This window comes from Bacillus sp. T-10(2022) (genome assembly GCF_056502895.1).
In genome coordinates this window covers 5,562,333-5,579,537 of sequence record NZ_CP113518.1, presented here as the reverse complement: position 1 = coordinate 5,579,537, position 17,205 = coordinate 5,562,333, and the positions used below count along the sequence as shown (strand labels likewise).

14 protein-coding genes are annotated in these 17,205 nt (G+C 42.9%); 13 read left to right on the top strand and 1 reads right to left on the bottom strand.

Annotated elements, in window-relative coordinates:
• Window positions 1-2 precede the first annotated feature (2 nt).
• From OSJ91_RS27615 to rbsB, 10 genes are all read left to right on the top strand, one after another.
• On the top strand, window positions 3-1,805 hold the full coding sequence (locus OSJ91_RS27615) for an IucA/IucC family protein (protein ID WP_485890799.1): 1,803 nt from the start codon (window positions 3-5) through the stop codon (window positions 1,803-1,805).
• Window positions 1,795-2,379, top strand: a complete 585-nt coding sequence (locus OSJ91_RS27610) for a GNAT family N-acetyltransferase (RefSeq protein ID WP_485890798.1) — start codon at window positions 1,795-1,797, stop codon at window positions 2,377-2,379. The genes OSJ91_RS27615 and OSJ91_RS27610 overlap by 11 nt, the downstream gene beginning before the upstream one ends.
• The gene (locus tag OSJ91_RS27605; RefSeq protein ID WP_485890797.1) at window positions 2,354-3,682 is read left to right on the top strand and encodes a lysine N(6)-hydroxylase/L-ornithine N(5)-oxygenase family protein; all 1,329 of its coding nucleotides are present in this window, start codon (window positions 2,354-2,356) and stop codon (window positions 3,680-3,682) included. The genes OSJ91_RS27610 and OSJ91_RS27605 overlap by 26 nt, the downstream gene beginning before the upstream one ends.
• A gap of 22 nt (window positions 3,683-3,704) precedes the next feature.
• Window positions 3,705-5,516, top strand: a complete 1,812-nt coding sequence (locus OSJ91_RS27600) for an IucA/IucC family protein (protein ID WP_485890796.1) — start codon at window positions 3,705-3,707, stop codon at window positions 5,514-5,516.
• A 698-nt stretch (window positions 5,517-6,214) separates the two neighbouring features.
• A complete protein-coding gene (locus tag OSJ91_RS27595) occupies window positions 6,215-7,201 on the top strand; it encodes a LacI family DNA-binding transcriptional regulator (RefSeq protein WP_485890795.1) in 987 nt (328 codons plus the stop codon).
• Window positions 7,198-8,082, top strand: coding sequence for a ribokinase (rbsK, locus tag OSJ91_RS27590; RefSeq protein WP_485890794.1), 885 nt, complete (start codon window positions 7,198-7,200; stop codon window positions 8,080-8,082). The genes OSJ91_RS27595 and rbsK overlap by 4 nt, the downstream gene beginning before the upstream one ends.
• Window positions 8,079-8,471 carry a D-ribose pyranase gene (gene rbsD / locus OSJ91_RS27585; RefSeq protein ID WP_034316088.1) on the top strand — a complete coding sequence of 131 codons (393 nt, stop codon included), beginning with the start codon at window positions 8,079-8,081 and terminating at the stop codon, window positions 8,469-8,471. Before rbsK ends, rbsD begins: the two co-directional genes overlap by 4 nt.
• Window positions 8,472-8,489: 18 nt before the next feature.
• Window positions 8,490-9,971, top strand: coding sequence for a sugar ABC transporter ATP-binding protein (locus tag OSJ91_RS27580; protein WP_485890793.1), 1,482 nt, complete (start codon window positions 8,490-8,492; stop codon window positions 9,969-9,971).
• A 1-nt stretch (window position 9,972) separates the two neighbouring features.
• A complete protein-coding gene (locus OSJ91_RS27575) occupies window positions 9,973-10,917 on the top strand; it encodes an ABC transporter permease (protein WP_101223945.1) in 945 nt (314 codons plus the stop codon).
• A gap of 15 nt (window positions 10,918-10,932) precedes the next feature.
• Window positions 10,933-11,853 carry a ribose ABC transporter substrate-binding protein RbsB gene (rbsB, locus tag OSJ91_RS27570; RefSeq protein ID WP_350300788.1) on the top strand — a complete coding sequence of 307 codons (921 nt, stop codon included), beginning with the start codon at window positions 10,933-10,935 and terminating at the stop codon, window positions 11,851-11,853.
• 182 nt (window positions 11,854-12,035) lie between these two features.
• Here rbsB and gdhA read toward each other — a convergent pair whose 3' ends face one another.
• The gene (gene gdhA, locus OSJ91_RS27565) at window positions 12,036-13,418 is read right to left on the bottom strand and encodes an NADP-specific glutamate dehydrogenase (RefSeq protein ID WP_350300787.1); all 1,383 of its coding nucleotides are present in this window, start codon (window positions 13,416-13,418) and stop codon (window positions 12,036-12,038) included.
• A gap of 157 nt (window positions 13,419-13,575) precedes the next feature.
• On the opposite strand from gdhA, the gene gltC reads away from it, so the two are divergent.
• From gltC to OSJ91_RS27550, 3 genes are all read left to right on the top strand, one after another.
• Window positions 13,576-14,481 (top strand): glutamate biosynthesis transcriptional regulator GltC, encoded by a 906-nt coding sequence (gene gltC, locus OSJ91_RS27560; RefSeq protein ID WP_350300786.1) that lies wholly within the window; start codon window positions 13,576-13,578, stop codon window positions 14,479-14,481.
• A gap of 408 nt (window positions 14,482-14,889) precedes the next feature.
• Window positions 14,890-15,882 (top strand): PTS sugar transporter subunit IIC, encoded by a 993-nt coding sequence (locus tag OSJ91_RS27555; RefSeq protein ID WP_133351461.1) that lies wholly within the window; start codon window positions 14,890-14,892, stop codon window positions 15,880-15,882.
• A 110-nt stretch (window positions 15,883-15,992) separates the two neighbouring features.
• The gene (locus OSJ91_RS27550) at window positions 15,993-17,192 is read left to right on the top strand and encodes a class I SAM-dependent rRNA methyltransferase (RefSeq protein ID WP_350300785.1); all 1,200 of its coding nucleotides are present in this window, start codon (window positions 15,993-15,995) and stop codon (window positions 17,190-17,192) included.
• Window positions 17,193-17,205 lie beyond the last annotated feature (13 nt).

Sequence of the window (17,205 nt, the reverse complement as noted above, 5' to 3'; positions counted from 1 at the left end):
ATATGAATGGTAAGCAAATAGCTGAAAGGGCGACGATGCAAAGCTTTCTGAATTGTTATTTCCGGGAAACCGGAAATTGCAGTTTAGAAGAAACGAAAAACTGGCCGAATTTGGAGGGTGCCATTTCCGATTCATTAATGGTCAGTAAGCTCATATCCCAAGATATTGCATTGCTTGTTCCGCTTAAATATTGGTCGGAAACGGGGCGTCATATTTTCAACTTCCCGATTTACTATCAAACGGCATCCAAACAAGTACATGAATTAGATTACGTGACAATGGTCTCGATTGTTTCTAAAGAATTATTGAATGAGCAGGGCCGGACGGATAGTGAAGATGAATTGATGCTGCGCGTCATCCTAAGCAGCCAAAATATTCATCGGTATGTTGAATCCAGGACGGAAGACATTGAGGCACTTCAAAGTCCTGATTTCACCTACATCGAAGCAGAGCAGTCGCTTTTATTCGGGCACCTGTTCCACCCGACACCGAAAAGCAAGCAGGGAATTTCAGAAAAAGATGAATGGATCTATTCACCCGAATTAAAAGGGGAGTTTCAGCTGCACTACTTCCTGGCAGAACCTTCGATTGTCATCCAGGATTCTAGTGAAGTCACATCGGCAAGTGAGATCATTAAACAGGAATTAGCCGGTGACTTGGAGATTTCCAGTGAATTCCGAAGAACGTATTGCCAAAAGGAAAGCCGATATATCATCATCCCGGCACACCCGCTCCAGGCAAAAGTGCTTATCGAAAAAGAAGAGGTCAAGAGGCTACTCGAGCAAGGGACACTAGTTTATGCAGGACCGCTTGGGAAAAAATTCACGGCCACCTCTTCATTTAGAACGGTATATAGTGCCACATCGAGATATATGTACAAATTTTCCGTTCCGGTTAAAATCACGAATTCCTTACGTGCAAATCTGCAAAAAGAATTGGATCGTGGTGTGGAAATTGCAAAATTAATAGATTCTAAAGTGGGCGACGATCTAAAAGAACGACACCCCTCATTCCGTATCATCAAGGACCCTGCTTACCTAACGATCAAAACAACCGAGGAAGAATCAGGATTCGATGTTGATATTCGGGAAAATCCTTTTTATGAAAACGCTAAACAAGCAAGCCTGATTGCCGGCTTATGTCAGGATAATGCATATGGTGCCCCATCAAGACTTGGAGCGATCATCCGCAAATTATCAGCTGATGAAAACCGCAGTACCGAAGAAGTGAGTAAGGATTGGTTCAAAACCTATCTGTCAATGACATTGAAACCGATGCTTTGGCTATTTGAAGAGTATGGAATTGTTTTGGAGGCCCATCAACAAAATTCCATCATTCAACTTCAAGATGGGTATCCAGCCACTTTTTATTATCGTGATAATCAAGGGTATTACTATTGTGAGTCCAAAGTGGACAGGCTGCTGAAGATCTTGCCTGAACTAAGTGAAAAAAGCTTCACGATTTGTTCTGATGAAGTCGCTGAAGAAAGACTGCAATACTATTTCTTTTTTAATCACTTATTAGGCTTAATCAATAATTTCGGTACGGAAGGATTAGTATCAGAAAAAACACTGTTACAGCTCGTTCAGGAACAACTGGAAACATGCAGCACGGAAAGCGGAGATGAAGGTTTGAATCGAGTTGTTTCAAAATTGCTTCATGCCAGGGAATTATCTTGTAAGGCTAATTTACTGACACGATTTCATGATATGGATGAGCTTGTCGGTTCACTTGAGACACAATCCGTTTATACAACGATTGATAATCCGTTTGCGCAGGGGGTTATGACCGTCCATGAAAAATAGTTATGAAGAAATGCTTAAGGACTGTAATCAGCAGCTTTCATTTGTCAAAGTTGAATTTAAGAGGGATTTGGATACATTGCATAAATGGATGCATGAAGATCATGTGATACCCTACTGGAATTTGAATTTCACAAAAGAAAAATTCGCTGTTCATTTAAAAAAGGCATTGGCTGATACACACCAAACACTCTATTTAGGCTGTCTGGACTCCATTCCCATGAGCTATTGGGAATCGTATTGGGTAAAAGGCGATATCATCGAAGATTATTATGAATCCGAAGAGGGAGATCAAGGCATTCACTTACTCATTGGTGATCCGGATTACCTGGGAAAAGGACTGGCTTTGCCGTTTTTACGTGCAATGGTGAAATTCCAACTACTGACTTCAACAACAAACAAAGTGATGGCAGAACCGGATATCAGGAATGCAAAGATGATTCATTTATTTGAAAAGTGCGGGTTTACCCCAATTAAAGAGATTGAGCTCCCAGACAAAACAGCATTGCTAATGTCATGTACACGTGAGAATTTCGAGAGGAAGTGGAACTATGGAGAAGCAACAATCTATCTATGACCTGGTAGGGATAGGGATAGGTCCCTTTAATCTTGGACTTGCGGCCCTTTTGGAGAAAACCCCGGAGTTGAATGCCGTCTTTTTTGAGAAAAAGCGGGAATTTAATTGGCATGAAGGGATGCTGTTGGAAGGGACAACTCTGCAAGTACCGTTCTTTGCCGATTTGGTTAGCATGGCAGATGTGACAAGTCCATATAGTTACCTGAATTATTTACAGCAGCATGATCGGCTTTATCATTTCTACTTCCTTGAAAAATTCTTGATTCCACGAAAAGAATATAACGATTATTGCCGCTGGGCTGCCCGTCAACTTGATAGCTGCCGTTTTGGAAAAGCGGTGGAGGCGGTTGAATATATAGGGGATCAAGATGAACCCTGCTATCAAATCAGTGTAAGGGATGCACAATCACAAAAGATCGAAGTCTATTATAGCCGTCATGTAGTCATGGGAATTGGCAGCGCTCCGACTGTTCCATCGGCTTTTCATCCATATATGGGAGAGAGCATCCTGCATTCGGCCGATTATTTACGGAATAAAGAAAATGTCTTAAAGAAAAAATCCGTAACGGTTGTCGGATCTGGACAGAGTGCAGCCGAGGTCTTTCTGGATCTGCTTAATGAGCAGGAGGAAAATGGCTACCAGCTAAACTGGTATACAAGATCAAAGGGGTTTTTCCCTATGGAATATTCAAAACTCGGGTTGGAATACTTCACGCCGGATTATCTTGATTTCTTTTATCGGCTGCCGCAGGAAAAGAAGGATGAAATCCTGCCGAAACAGGATTTATTGTATAAAGGCATCAGCGCTACTACAATCGCAGCAATTTTTGACAAGATGTATGAAAAATCGATTGGAAATGCCGAACTGTCCATTGAACTTCGGGCAATGACGGAAGTTACGGCGGTTACCCCTGCTGAAAATGGCTGGGAATTGAAATGCCGACAGTGGGTAGAAGATAGCGAATTTGATGTGGATACAGAGGCGATCGTTTTTGGGACGGGCTATAAATCAACCCTTCCGGCATTCCTTGAAACCATGGAGGACCATTTAGTCCGCGATGACTTGGGGCGCCTTGCAATAACGAAAGACTATAAGGTAGGAACGGCCATCTCTACACCGAATCACCTTTTTATTCAAAATGGCGAGATACATACACATGGTGTGGGTGCTCCAGATCTAGGCTTGGGGGCATTTCGAAACTCGATTATCATCAATCAATTGGCAGGTAAAGAAGTTTATCCATCGAAGCCAAAGGGTGCATTTCAGTCATTCCGTGTAAAAACACCCGTCATGGCTTACTAAGAAAAGGGAAGGGGAGAATTATATGCAGTTCATAAATGAAGTGGAACAGGCAGTTTCAGAAAAAAATTGGTCGATAGTAAACCAAAACCTGCTGGCCAAGATGATTTCTGAGTATTTGTATGAAGATATGATCCATCCAGCTGTCCTGAACGAAAACGCAGCAGGAAATCTATATGAGTTAAAGATAAATGAGGGGAAATCTTATCGATTTTTAGCGTCGCCCCGTCTTTTTGACAGCAATGAAGTACAGGCCGAGTCGATCCAGGTATGTGAAACGGAAGGTTTTACACAGGCCAAAGATGCTATTCAATTCATTTTGGACATCCAGCCGTTAATTGGGATGACTGCAGAAACAACAGGACATTTAATCAAAGAATTCCATCATACGCTGCTTGCGGATCTCCAATTGCTATCCAAACCTGAACAAGATGCGGATGATTTAGTTGAACTGGATTATGCATTACTTGAAGGCGAAATGAGCGGTCACCCTTGGATTGCTTATAACAAGGGAAGAATCGGTTTCGGTTATGATGATTATTTGCAGTTCGCTCCAGAAAACCAGAAGGAGGTTCAGTTATCTTGGATTGCCGTCCATAAAACGAGGGGTGAATTCAATTCAGTCGAAACGTTATCTTATAAGCAATTGATGGAGAATGAACTGGATATGGAAACCCAAAAATCATTTGCAAAGATATTGACGGAAAAAGGGCTGAACACAGAAAACTATTACTACCTCCCAGTTCATGAATGGCAGTGGAAGAATGTAATCATCCAGAACTTTACCGATGACTTGGCTAAAGGGCTGATCGTAGCTTTGGGAAATGGTCCTGATAAGTATCTGCCGCAACAATCCATCCGGACATTTGTTAATGTATCGAATAAGGATAAACACCACGTCAAGCTGCCGATGAGCATTTTAAATACGCTAGTCTACCGTGGATTGCCAGCTGAACGCACGGTCATTGCCCCAAAAATCACAACGTATATAAAGAACATTTATGAAAATGATTCATTCTTGAAAGAACAATGCAAAGTAGTGCTTCCTGGTGAAGTGGCCAGTTTAAATGTTGATCACCCGTATTATTCCAAGCTAGAGAATGTACCGTATCAATATTTAGAGATGCTGGGGGGGATTTGGAGAGAAAGTATTTACAGTTATATGGAAGAAGGCGAAAAGCCCATTACGCTTGCGTCCCTTTTACATGTGGACAGCAAAGGGAAACCATATGTAGAAAGCCTTATTGAAAAATCGGGATTGACTGCAGAAGCCTGGACAGCTCAATTATTCGACGTCATCCTATCACCATTACTGCATTTTATCTATCAATATGGATTGGTCTTCTCGCCGCATGGTCAAAATACCATTTTAGTTTTGAAGGATTACAAGCCTCACCGCTTGGCCATCAAGGATTTTGTAGATGATGTAAACGTAAGTGATCAGCCGCTTCCTGAATTAAGCAGCCTTCCTGATGATTTAAGGAAAGTACTTAGAAGTGAGACTCCGGAGGGACTGGTTCAATTCATTTTCACGGGACTATTCATCTGTCATTTCCGATACTTGTCAACACTTCTCATGAAGAGGTCCCTTTTGGATGAGAATGCTTTCTGGGAAGGCGTCGCCCAAACAATCCTGGCACATCAGAAAAAATTCCCTATGTTACAGGATCGCTTTGATACATTCAATTTCTTTGCGCCAAAATTAACAAAACTCTGCCTGAATAGAAATCGGATGCTTCAATATGGATATAGCGATGGTGAAGACCGTCCGCATGCATCTGAGTTTGGGCATGTGAATAATGCCCTATATGAAAAGTTACCTGCAAAATCGCTTTAAAGTAAAACTGCTCAGGTTTTTGAGCCAATTTCAGACAGTAGTCAAACTCCATGAAAATCGAGTTTGTCTACTGTTTTTTTATGGCTTTTACAATTAGACCGTTGATTTCCGCTCCAGGCACTCGCTTTCCGCGGGCGGTCAGGGAGCCTCCTCGGCTTGCGCCTGCGGGGTCTCCCCTAGACACGCTTTTCCCGCAGGAGTCTCGTACCTTCCACTCCAATCAACTTAGTCATTAAATTTAGATAGAAACCATATCTAAGGAGTTGAAGATGTTAATATGTGTTCCGACCACCTTTCCACAGTATTTTTATGGCTTTTACAATTAGACCGTTGATTTCCGCTCCAGGCACTGGCTTTCCACGGGCATTCCGCCCTCGGTGCTGGGGTCTCCCTTGGACAAGCTTTCCCCGTAGGAGTCTCCTCCCTTCAGCTCCAATCAACTTAGTTTTAACGGTTAGGTAGAACTACTGTTGTCTACAGTCTTTTATGATTTAAATAGCTTAAATCTTGAGTAATGAGGATGTTAAACCTATATATGGGAAACTCAAAGAGACGAAATGTACGCATAAAAGTAGGATTGTGTTATCCTCTTTGGGTCAAATTCCCTAAAAATTATCTTTGGTATAGGGCTTGCCGTTCATTTAAATTGGTGATAAGCTATGTGTAAACGGTTACACAAAAGTATTGAGGGTGATATATTGGCAACTATTCGGGATGTGGCAAAGGAAGCTGGAGTTTCTGTGGCAACGGTTTCCAGAGTTATGAATGGCAGTGGTTATGCACATGAGGACACAAAAAAGGTGGTCATGGCAGCTGTTGAAAAATTGAATTATAAACCGAATGAAGTGGCAAGATCCCTCTACAAACGTAAATCCAAATTGGTTGGTTTGATTTTGCCGGACATTACGAATCCCTTCTTCCCAGAAATGGCAAGAGGTGTTGAGGATTATCTGCAGCAATTTGGTTATCGGTTGATTTTTGGAAATAGTGATGAAAAGAGAGATAAAGAAATAGAATATATCGACACATTCCTGCAAAATAATGTAGTGGGCATGATTGCTTCAACTAGTGAAGATGCCAATGAGAATTTCGATAATCTGGATATTCCAGTTGTCCTTCTCGACCGTACAGCAGAGAAATTACCAGCTGTTTATTCCGATCAAAAGACAGGCGGTAAGCTGGCAGCACGCGTATTGCTGGATAGAGGCAGTACGAATATCGTCCTCATTAGGGGGCCAGTCGAAATAAAGCCTGTATATGAACGGTACATGGCAGCATTGGAAGAATTGAAACAAGCAAAAGTGAACGTGCAAGTCATGGATTCATCCCTAACTCTTCAGGGCGGCCAAACATGCGTGAAGCAGCTTTTCGAGCAATATCCGGAAACGGATGGAATCATTGCTTGTAATGATATTGTTGCAGCCGCCGCACTTCAAGAGATTTTAAAACGGGGAATACGGATACCGGAAGACATACAATTGATCGGCTATGATGATATCTCATTCACAGCGTTATTGCACCCGCCTTTATCGACAATTCGGCAGCCAGCCTATGAGATGGGGGCACAAGCGGCGGAAATGCTAATTAAAAGGATCAATCAAGAAAAAATGGAAGTAACACATAAAAAGCTCCCTGTTTCTTTTGTGGAGAGACAAACAACGAGAAGGAAGGCGGAGAAGACATGATTAGAATTGCAGTAGTCGGAAGTTCGTCAATGGACTTAGTGGTGACATCAGCCAAACGGCCAATGGCGGGGGAAACGGTTTTAGGGGAGTCCTTTATCACGGTTCCTGGAGGAAAGGGAGCCAACCAGGCTGTTGCAGCGGCACGTCTTGGTGCAGAAGTGTCGATGGTTGGATGTGTAGGAGATGATGTCTATGGAGAGATCATCTTAGAAAACCTGAAAAAAAATCATGTAAACACGGAGTATGTGGAACCGGTTACAGGGTCTGCTTCCGGGACAGCACACATTACCCTTTCGGAAGGTGATAACAGCATTATTGTCGTAAAAGGTGCGAATGATTTCATTACTCCTGATTATGTACAAAAGGCGAAAAAGGTAATAGAAGATTCGGATATCGTGTTGGTTCAGCAGGAAATACCTGAGGAAACGGTGGAGTTTCTGGCTGACTTGTGCAACACGCTTCAAAAGAGATTACTATTGAACCCAGCTCCAGCCCGCAAGCTAAGCGAGGCTGTCATTCAACAGGCATCATTCCTTACTCCGAATGAACATGAATTCGAGATACTATTCAATGGGAGAGATAGAACGGAAGTCTTGACTGAGTATCCAAATAAATTATTCATTACCGAAGGGAAAAATGGCGTCCGTTATTTTGACGGACATGAAGAAAAGGTTGTTCCAAGTTTTGAAGTGGAAGCGGTGGATACGACAGGGGCAGGGGATACTTTCAATGCTGCCTTTGCGGTGGCTGTTGCAGAAGGAAAAAGTTTTGACGAATGTTTGTTGTTCGCGAACCGGGCAGCCTCCATTTCCGTGACGAAATTAGGCGCACAAGGCGGCATGCCGCAAAGGTTAGAGGTCGAGAGGGGCTTTGAAGCATGAAACGTCAAGGAATCATCAATAGTTCAATAGCCAAGGTCCTGGTTGACCTTGGTCATACCGATTATATTGTCGTAGGTGATGCCGGGCTGCCGGTGCCACCTGGAGTATGCAAGATAGATTTAGCATTGACGCCTGGAACACCATCATTTCAAGATGTCGTCCGGGCGGTTCACGAAGATATGGTTGTTGAAAAAGTTATCGCTGCCACAGAAGTGAAGGTTAAAAACCCGGAACAGCATCAATACATGGAGCAGCAATTCGGAGCAGCGATTGAATATGTTTCCCATGAGGATTTTAAAAGGCTGACAAGTAACGCGAAAGCAATTATCCGGACCGGGGAGACGACGCCATATTCAAATTGCATATTGCAGTCTGGAGTATTCTTTTAAAGAAATGAGATGATGAGCATGCAAATCGAAATGCACAATATTTATAAAGCATTTGGTCAAAACAAAGTATTGGAAGGTGTTCATTTTTCTTTAGAGGCTGGGGAAGTACATGCACTAATGGGGGAAAATGGTGCGGGGAAATCAACCTTGATGAACATTTTGACCGGGCTGCATAAACAAGATCAAGGAACGATTGAGATTAACGGTAAAGAAACCTCATTCAAGGATTCAAAGGAAGCGGAAGAGGCGGGAATGGCCTTTATTCGTCAGGAATTGAATATTTGGCCAGAAATGACCGTGCTGGAGAATCTATTTATCGGCAGGGAAATGGTGAATGGCTTCGGTGTCCTGAAGACGAAACAAATGAAAGCGCGTGCAAACGAGATTTTTAAAACACTTAATATTTCCCTTCCTTTTGATAAGGAAGCTGGATTGTGTTCTGTCGGGGAACAGCAAATGATTGAAATTGCCAAGGCGCTCATGACGGATGCCGAAGTCATCATCATGGACGAGCCCACAGCAGCTTTAACTGATAGGGAAATAGAGAAGCTCTTTGAAGTGATGAAGGGACTTACCAAAAAGGGTGTATCGCTTGTTTATATTTCTCATCGGATGGAAGAAATATTCGCCATTTGTGACCGGATCACCGTAATGCGTGACGGAAAAACCGTCGATACGAAAAGAATTGCAGATACAAATTTCGATGAAGTCGTTCAAAAAATGGTAGGGCGGGAGCTGGAGGACCGTTTTCCTCATCGTGAAGCGAATCCTGGCGACATAGTCCTTGATGTAAAAGGTTTAACTAAAAAGGGGCTTTTTGAAGATATCCATTTCGCGGTTCGCCAAGGTGAGATTGTCGGTGTCGCCGGATTGATGGGAGCAGGAAGAACAGAAATAATGCGCGCCCTTTTTGGTGTCGACCAAATAGACAGGGGTGAAATCACCATTGAAGGCAAGAAGGTTTCCATACGAAAACCAACGGATGCAGTTCGACACGGCCTGGCTTTCATTACGGAAAATCGGAAAGAAGAGGGGTTGATCCTGGACTTTTCTGTAAGGGAAAATATCGGCTTGCCGAATCTCAAAAGTTTTGCTCCTAACGGAATCGTAAAAACGGAAGATGAGATGAACTTTGCCGAAATGATGATTAAGCGACTTCATGTAAAGACATCTTCTGCTGAAACGGTCATCGGCAATCTATCCGGAGGAAATCAACAGAAGGTGGTAATAGCCAAATGGATCGGTACTTCCCCTAAAGTTTTAATTATGGATGAACCGACCAGAGGCATAGATGTTGGCGCAAAACGTGAAATTTACGAGTTGATGAATGAATTGACGGAGCGAGGCATCGCCATCATCATGGTTTCGTCAGAGCTTCCGGAAATCATTGGAATGAGTGATAGAATCCTTGTCGTTCACGAAGGTGAGATTGCTGGGGAATTGTTAAAGCAGGAAGCGACGCAAGAAAAAATTATGGCATTGGCGACAGGAGGGAACTAGGATGAAACTTGAGGCTACAGGGAAAAGCGGGATTTGGCAGAAATTCGGTCCGTTACTCGCCCTGGTACTTTTATTTATCGTAATAACCGTTTTAAATCCATCATTCATGGAACCGAATAATATTTTGAATTTATTGCGTCAAACCTCCATTAATGCACTTATTGCATTTGGAATGACCTTTATCATATTGACAGGTGGCATCGACTTGTCCGTCGGTTCCATTTTAGCTCTATCCAGCGCACTTATGGCTGGTATGATGGTCTCGGGATTAGATCCGATTTTAGCAATATTAGTAGGCATTCTACTAGGTGCAATAATGGGTGTAATCAATGGGATACTCGTTTCAAAGGGAAAAATGGCCCCTTTCATCGTGACACTGGCCACCATGACGATTTTCCGGGGATTAACGCTTGTGTATACGGATGGAAAGCCGATTACAGGAATTGGCGATTCCGTTATGTTCCAGATGCTTGGGAGAGGTTACTTCCTTGGAGTGCCAGTACCGGCCGTTGTGATGGTCATCGCTTTCTTAATCCTATGGTTCCTGCTTCATAAAACATCCTTTGGCCGTAAAACTTATGCCATTGGAGGAAATGAAAGGGCTTCCCGTATTTCGGGGATTAAAGTTGACCGGGTCAAGGTGGCCATCTATGGTCTGGCCGGTACGATGGCGGCCATTGCCGGTGCCATTTTGACATCCCGTCTGAATTCGGCACAGCCGACGGCAGGCCAATCCTATGAAATGGATGCCATCGCAGCCGTAGTGCTGGGCGGAACGAGCCTTTCAGGCGGTAAAGGGCGCTTGTTCGGTACGCTGGTCGGTGTCCTGATCATCGGTACCTTGAATAACGGCATGAATTTACTTGGTGTATCCTCTTTTTACCAGCAAGTGGTAAAAGGTGCAGTTATATTAATCGCGGTCTTACTTGACCGTAAAAAATCATAAGAAGAGGTGTAATCAATGAAAAAAATAGTATCGATCATCATGGTTCTTTCTTTAATGGTCTTGGCTGCCTGTTCAATGGATTCTGGTCTAACAGATGATAAAAAAGAAAAGAAAGACTCCATGAAAGACGTGAAAGTCGGAGTCAGCATCTCTACTTTAAACAATCCATTCTTCGTTTCCTTAAAAGATGGTATTGAAAAAGAAGCAAAAGAAAAAGGCATGAAAGTCACAGTTGTTGACGCCCAAGATGATACGGCAAAACAAATCAGCGGAATTGAAGATCTAATCCTTCAAAAGGTTGATGTCCTTCTTGTGAATCCTACTGACTCTGCGGCAATATCTTCAGCCGTTCAATCAGCTAATGAAGCGGGCATTCCCGTTATCACGATTGACCGATCTTCAGACGAAGGAGACATTGAAACGTTCATCGCTTCCGATAATGTGGCTGGCGGGGAAATGGCTGCAGAATATCTAGTTAAAGAGCTTGGCGAAAAAGCGAAAGTAGTGGAACTTGAAGGGGTATCTGGTGCATCTGCAACTCGTGAACGCGGGAAAGGTTTCCACAATATTGCGGACAAGCAGTTAGATGTCCTGACAAGCCAAACGGCGGAATTCGACCGGACAAAAGGGCTTAACGTCATGGAAAATATCCTGCAAGGCGATAAAGACATCCAAGCGGTATTCGCCCATAATGATGAAATGGCACTAGGAGCCATTGAAGCAATCAAGGCAGCTGGAAAAGACATCATCGTAGTTGGTTTTGACGGAAATGATGATGCATTGAAAGCAGTTGAAAACGGTGAACTAAATGCTACAATCGCCCAACAACCGGCACTTATCGGTGAAGAAGCGGTTAATGCGGCTGAAAAAATCTTAAAAGGCGACAAAGTGGATGACACAATATCCGTTCCATTGAAATTGGTCACCAAAGAATGATTGTCATACAAACAATGAGGGTGCCGGAACTTTTCCGGCACTCCTTTTTTAATTCCGTTGATGTTATCTGATTGTGGATATTCAGCTTGAATTGATATGAATGAGAGAGGTGAGAAAGTGAGATCATTCTTTTACAAAAGTAAGGCGGCCCATGTCGGACCGCCTCCTAAATCAACTGATTGCTAGAGTATACCTTGAGTCAGCATCGCATCCGCCACTTTAAGGAATCCAGCAATATTGGCCCCAACAACTAAGTTGCCAGGCTCACCATATGCTTCTGCAGCCTCTACACTGTTTTTATAGATGTTCTTCATGATTTCATGCAGCTTGGCATCGACTTCTTCGAAAGTCCAAGGCATCCTGGCACTGTTTTGGGCCATTTCGAGTGCCGACACGGCTACGCCGCCTGCATTGGCCGCTTTTGCTGGTCCAAAAAGGATGCCGTTATTAAGGAAAACATCAATGGCCTCAAGGGTTGAAGGCATATTAGCACCCTCACCGACTGCCTTCACATTATTTTTGACCAGTAATTTTGCTGCTTCTTCATCGATTTCATTTTGTGTGGCACAAGGCAATGCGATGTCACATGGTACAGACCAAATGCCGTAGCTCCCTTCATGATATACAGCTTCCGGGTGCGCATCGACATACTCGCTCAAGCGTTTTCGTTCCACTTCTTTTAGGCGTCGTACTGTATCCAGGTTCAGACCATTTTCATCATATATGTAGCCATTGGAGTCGCTGCATGCAACAACTTTTGCGCCTAGCTGTGTAGCTTTTTCAATGGCATAAATGGATACATTGCCAGATCCGGAGATAACGACGGTGCTGCCATGGAATTGTAACCCTTTGTCTTTTAGCATTTCTTCAACAAAGTAAACCGTTCCATATCCAGTCGCTTCTTTACGGGCCAAGCTTCCGCCATAACTTATGCCTTTACCAGTTAGAACACCGGCATGGTAGCTGCCCTGCATCTTTTTATACTGACCGAACAGGTAACCGATCTCTCTTGCACCGACTCCGATGTCGCCAGCTGGTACGTCTGTATCAGGTCCGATATAGCGAGATAGTTCCGACATGAAGCTTTGGCAAAAACGCATGATTTCTGCGTCCGATTTTCCTTTTGGATCGAAGTCCGACCCGCCTTTTCCCCCACCGATCGGCTGGCCAGTAAGAGAGTTTTTAAAGATTTGCTCGAAACCAAGAAACTTTATGATGCTGGAATTGACAGTGGGGTGGAATCGGAGACCGCCTTTGAATGGTCCGATTGCACTGTTGAATTGCACACGAAAACCACGGTTTACTTGAACATTGCCCAGGTCATCAACCCAAGAAACACGGAAGGTGATCATTCTTTCGGGTTCAACCAGCCTCTCCAATATCCCGCTTTTCATATATTCAGGATGTTTTGCAAAAACGGGGATCAGTGAAAGGAATATCTCCTTTACAGCTTGATGGAACTCATTTTCGTGAGGGTTACGCTCCTTTACCTGTGCGTATACTTGACTTACGAACTCTTTGGCAACTTGCAATTCCTCATGCTCGACTTCATGTGAAGTGGTCATTGTTCTCTCTCTCCTTTAGATAAATACATAAAATATTAAATAGGGTAAGTCTATCGGTTTTTATATGATACTTTCATGGTATAATTTTAAAAAGAAATAAACAATCTGAATATTAGATAAATAACATGCTGTTTTGATATGAAAGAGGGAGCTTAGATTGGAATTAAGACAAATCGAGTATTTCATTGAAGTGGCAAAGCGTGAACATATGACGGAAGCAGCAGTGGATTTGCATGTTGCCCAGTCTGCTGTCAGTCGCCAAATATACAATTTAGAAGAAGAGCTGGGTGTGCCCTTATTTATCAGGGAAGGCCGAAAGATTAGATTAACGCCTATAGGACATACATTTTTAGCTCATATGGAACAAGCTATGGATATTATCGATCGTGCCAAGCGTGAGATGGCTGAAAGTCTGGATCCGGAAAAAGGGACAATCCGCATCGGCTTTCCCAGCAGTTTAGCTTCTTATATATTGCCAAGGGCCATTTCCGACTTCAGGGAAAGTTACCCGCAGGCGAAATTCACATTGAAACAAGGTTCATATCGCTACCTGATAGATTCTGTGATTAAAGGTAACATTAACATGGCCTTAATCGGTCCGCTGCCGGTGAATGAAAAGAAAATCAAAGGTGAAACGCTGTTTATTGAGAACTTAGTTGCCCTTTTACCAGAAAGCCATCCTTTGGCCCTAAAGAAATCATTATCCTTGAATGAGCTTCAAGGAAATCCGTTCATCTTATCTCCAAAGGGTTATGTTTTAAGGGATCTCGTTATGAAAGCTTGCAAATTGCATGGCTTTGAACCGGAAGTGGCATTTGAAGGGAAAGATACTGATGCCATAAAAGGACTGGTGGCAGCAGGTCTGGGTATAACCTTGATACCTGAGATTTCCTTGATTGATAGCTTGCCGCGTTTTACGGTTAAATTGCCGCTGGAGGATCCATCTGTAACCAGGGCTGTAGGGGTCATCGTTCCGACTGATAGGGAACTGATGCCAACGGAGAAATTGTTTTACCAATATTTGAAGGACACTTTTGCAAAATTGGAAGGTTTTCAAAAATAGGATGGGTATTTTTTTAGAAAAGTCATAAATCCAGCTAGTGAGAGAATCCTTAAGGGTTCTTTTTTTTGTCGAAAATGTACCGAAATAGCTCCATGTAGACATTCTTAAAAGGGGATAACTTATTTTAAAATAATAAATTATTAGCTTTTATTTGATCGTAATGTGTTAAACCTTTATATTTTGAAAGCGCTTTTATTTTATTAGAATAAAAATATCACTTACATTATCAGAAAATTCATGTTATTATACGAACAGACATTAACAGACATTTAGGTAGCGGTACGATATACTTAATAGGTTTTTTAAATGAAGACCTTTATTTTTTTTTCGATTTTACTAAATTGAATATTCTGATAATTAATAAGGAGTGGAGATAAAGTGAGCAGGAAAGAATACATCAGCGATCGAATGTACAAGGCATCAACAGGGATAGCCAATGCTGTTTTGGTTACATTAGGGATCGGGTTATTGTTTGAATCCATAGGAGGATATTTAGGCTGGGAGGTCTTCCTGGCAATAGGCGGGGCCGCAAAGGTCTTGCTGGCACCAGCTTTAGGAGCAGGAATCGCATATCAGCTAGGAGGAAATTCATTAATTATCTTTAGCGCCATGGCTTCAAGTGCTGTTGGAGGTGCTGCCATTCACAAAACTGCTGAGGGTGCCTTCACGATTGTTACGGGTCAGCCGCTAAGTGCTGTCTTGGCAGCAGTGATTGCAACATATATAGGTAAGCGCATAATCGGCAAAACGAAGTTGGACATCATGGCCATCCCTATGGGTGCAGTTCTTGTCGGTGGAGTTTCGGGATATGGCCTGGCTCTTGTCACCACTCCGCTCCTAACATGGATAAGCAGTCAAACCACGGCCGCGGTCGAGGGTTCTCCCTTAATCGGTTCCATGGTCATAGCCTTGGTATGGAGCATTTTATTGATGACACCGGCGTCTTCCGCTGCACTGGCGATCGCCCTGCAATTAGATCCCGTTTCCAGTGCTGCAGCTCTAATCGGATGTACCGTTCAGTTTGTCGGGTTCACTGTCATGTCTTATAAAGATAATGATATGGGCGGGTTCCTGGCACAGATGGTTGTTACGCCCAAAGTTCAATTTCCTAACTTGATCAAAAAGCCATTATATGTAATTCCGCCTTTTGTGGCGGCAATCATCTGTGCGCCTATCGCTACCTTGGCATTCGATTTTCAAGTGCCGTATGAGCTTGGAGGCATGGGGTTAAGTTCAATGATTGCCCCGATTGCCATCATAACCGGTCAGGGGTTATACACGTTCTTGGTTTATGTGGCAGTGGGTATGGTATTGCCAGCTGTGATCACACTTGCCTTACATCGCGTATTGAAGATGATGGGTAAAGTTAAGCCAGGCGATCTTCATTTGGAAGTTTCATAATCAAAGTTTTCTTGGAAACCAGCCAGGTTAAGGAACCGGGCTGGTTTTTATTTATAAGGGGATTAGGGTAAAATGGGGAGGAAAGCATTTGCAAAGATAGGATGATATAGATGGGAAAAGAAATAGATATAAAAGTGAAAGCTAAGTTCGTAAGTAAAATCAGCAAGGGTTTTCCCTTGATTGTAAAAGAGTCGATAGCCAATCTTAATGACCTTCAGGAAGAGGGGGCCTTGGTGCGCTTGGTGGATGAGAACAACCGCTTTCTGGCAAAAGGATATTATGGTATACAGAATAAGGGCTATGGCTGGATATTGACCCGAAGAGAAAATGAAAAGATCGATCAATCCTTCTTTAACGGCAAAATCCAGGCAGCCTATGAATTCCGAAAGTCTTTTTTTGAAGATGGGGAGACTACAGCTTTCCGCTTGTTTAATGGGGAAGGGGATGGAATTGGCGGTTTAATCATTGATCATTATGATGGTCACTATGTCATTAGCTGGTATAGCAAAGGAATATATTCCTTTAAGGACTACATCATTAAGGCATTGCAGGAAACGGTCGAGGTCAAATCGATTTATCAAAAGAAACGCTTTGATACAAAGGGGCAGTACGTGGATGAAGACGATTTTGTCATGGGCGAACAGCCGGCATTTCCGCTTCTTGTAAAAGAGAATGGAGTCCATTTCGCTGTTTATCTGAATGATGGGGCAATGGTCGGTGTCTTCCTTGATCAACGCGATGTCAGAAGGAAAATCCGGGATGAATACGCCAAAGGGAAAACCGTGTTGAATATGTTCTCCTATACTGGGGCATTCTCCGTGTTTGCCGCTTTAGGCGGTGCTGTTAAAACAACGAGTGTCGACCTGGCGAATCGCAGTTTACCAAAGACGATCGAGCAGTTCAGTGTGAATGAAATAGATCCCGAAGCCCACAATATCGTGGTGATGGATGTTTTCAAGTATTTTAAATATGCAGTGAAGAAGGCTTTGAAATTTGAAATGGTCATCCTCGATCCGCCCAGCTTTGCCAAATCGAAGAAGTTTACTTTCAGTGCCGGAAAAGACTATACGAATCTACTGAAGGATACCATTTCCATTACGGAAGACAATGGGGTCATTATCGCCTCAACTAATTGCAGTACGTTCGACATGAAAAAATTCAAGAACTTCATTGATGTTGCTTTCAAGGAAATGAATGGAAAGTATGAAATCATGGAACAATTCTCATTGCCGGCTGATTTTAAAACAATTCCTGAGTATAAGGAAGGGAATTATTTAAAAGTAGTCTTCATTAAGAAAATTAAAGGATAAGAAAAGGCGTCCA

Excerpts from the sequence above, each read along its gene's own strand:
- OSJ91_RS27615 (WP_485890799.1), top strand. The coding sequence starts at position 3 with ATGAATGGTAAGCAAATAGCTGAAAGGGCGACGATGCAAAGCTTTCTG.
- OSJ91_RS27610 (WP_485890798.1), top strand. The coding sequence starts at position 1,795 with ATGAAAAATAGTTATGAAGAAATGCTTAAGGACTGTAATCAGCAGCTT.
- OSJ91_RS27605 (WP_485890797.1), top strand. The coding sequence starts at position 2,354 with ATGGAGAAGCAACAATCTATCTATGACCTGGTAGGGATAGGGATAGGT.
- OSJ91_RS27600 (WP_485890796.1), top strand. The coding sequence starts at position 3,705 with ATGCAGTTCATAAATGAAGTGGAACAGGCAGTTTCAGAAAAAAATTGG.
- rbsK (WP_485890794.1), top strand. The coding sequence starts at position 7,198 with ATGATTAGAATTGCAGTAGTCGGAAGTTCGTCAATGGACTTAGTGGTG.
- rbsD (WP_034316088.1), top strand. The coding sequence starts at position 8,079 with ATGAAACGTCAAGGAATCATCAATAGTTCAATAGCCAAGGTCCTGGTT.
- OSJ91_RS27580 (WP_485890793.1), top strand. The coding sequence starts at position 8,490 with ATGCAAATCGAAATGCACAATATTTATAAAGCATTTGGTCAAAACAAA.
- OSJ91_RS27575 (WP_101223945.1), top strand. The coding sequence starts at position 9,973 with ATGAAACTTGAGGCTACAGGGAAAAGCGGGATTTGGCAGAAATTCGGT.
- rbsB (WP_350300788.1), top strand. The coding sequence starts at position 10,933 with ATGAAAAAAATAGTATCGATCATCATGGTTCTTTCTTTAATGGTCTTG.
- gdhA (WP_350300787.1), bottom strand. The coding sequence starts at position 13,418 with ATGACCACTTCACATGAAGTCGAGCATGAGGAATTGCAAGTTGCCAAA.
- OSJ91_RS27555 (WP_133351461.1), top strand. The coding sequence starts at position 14,890 with ATGTACAAGGCATCAACAGGGATAGCCAATGCTGTTTTGGTTACATTA.
- OSJ91_RS27550 (WP_350300785.1), top strand. The coding sequence starts at position 15,993 with ATGGGAAAAGAAATAGATATAAAAGTGAAAGCTAAGTTCGTAAGTAAA.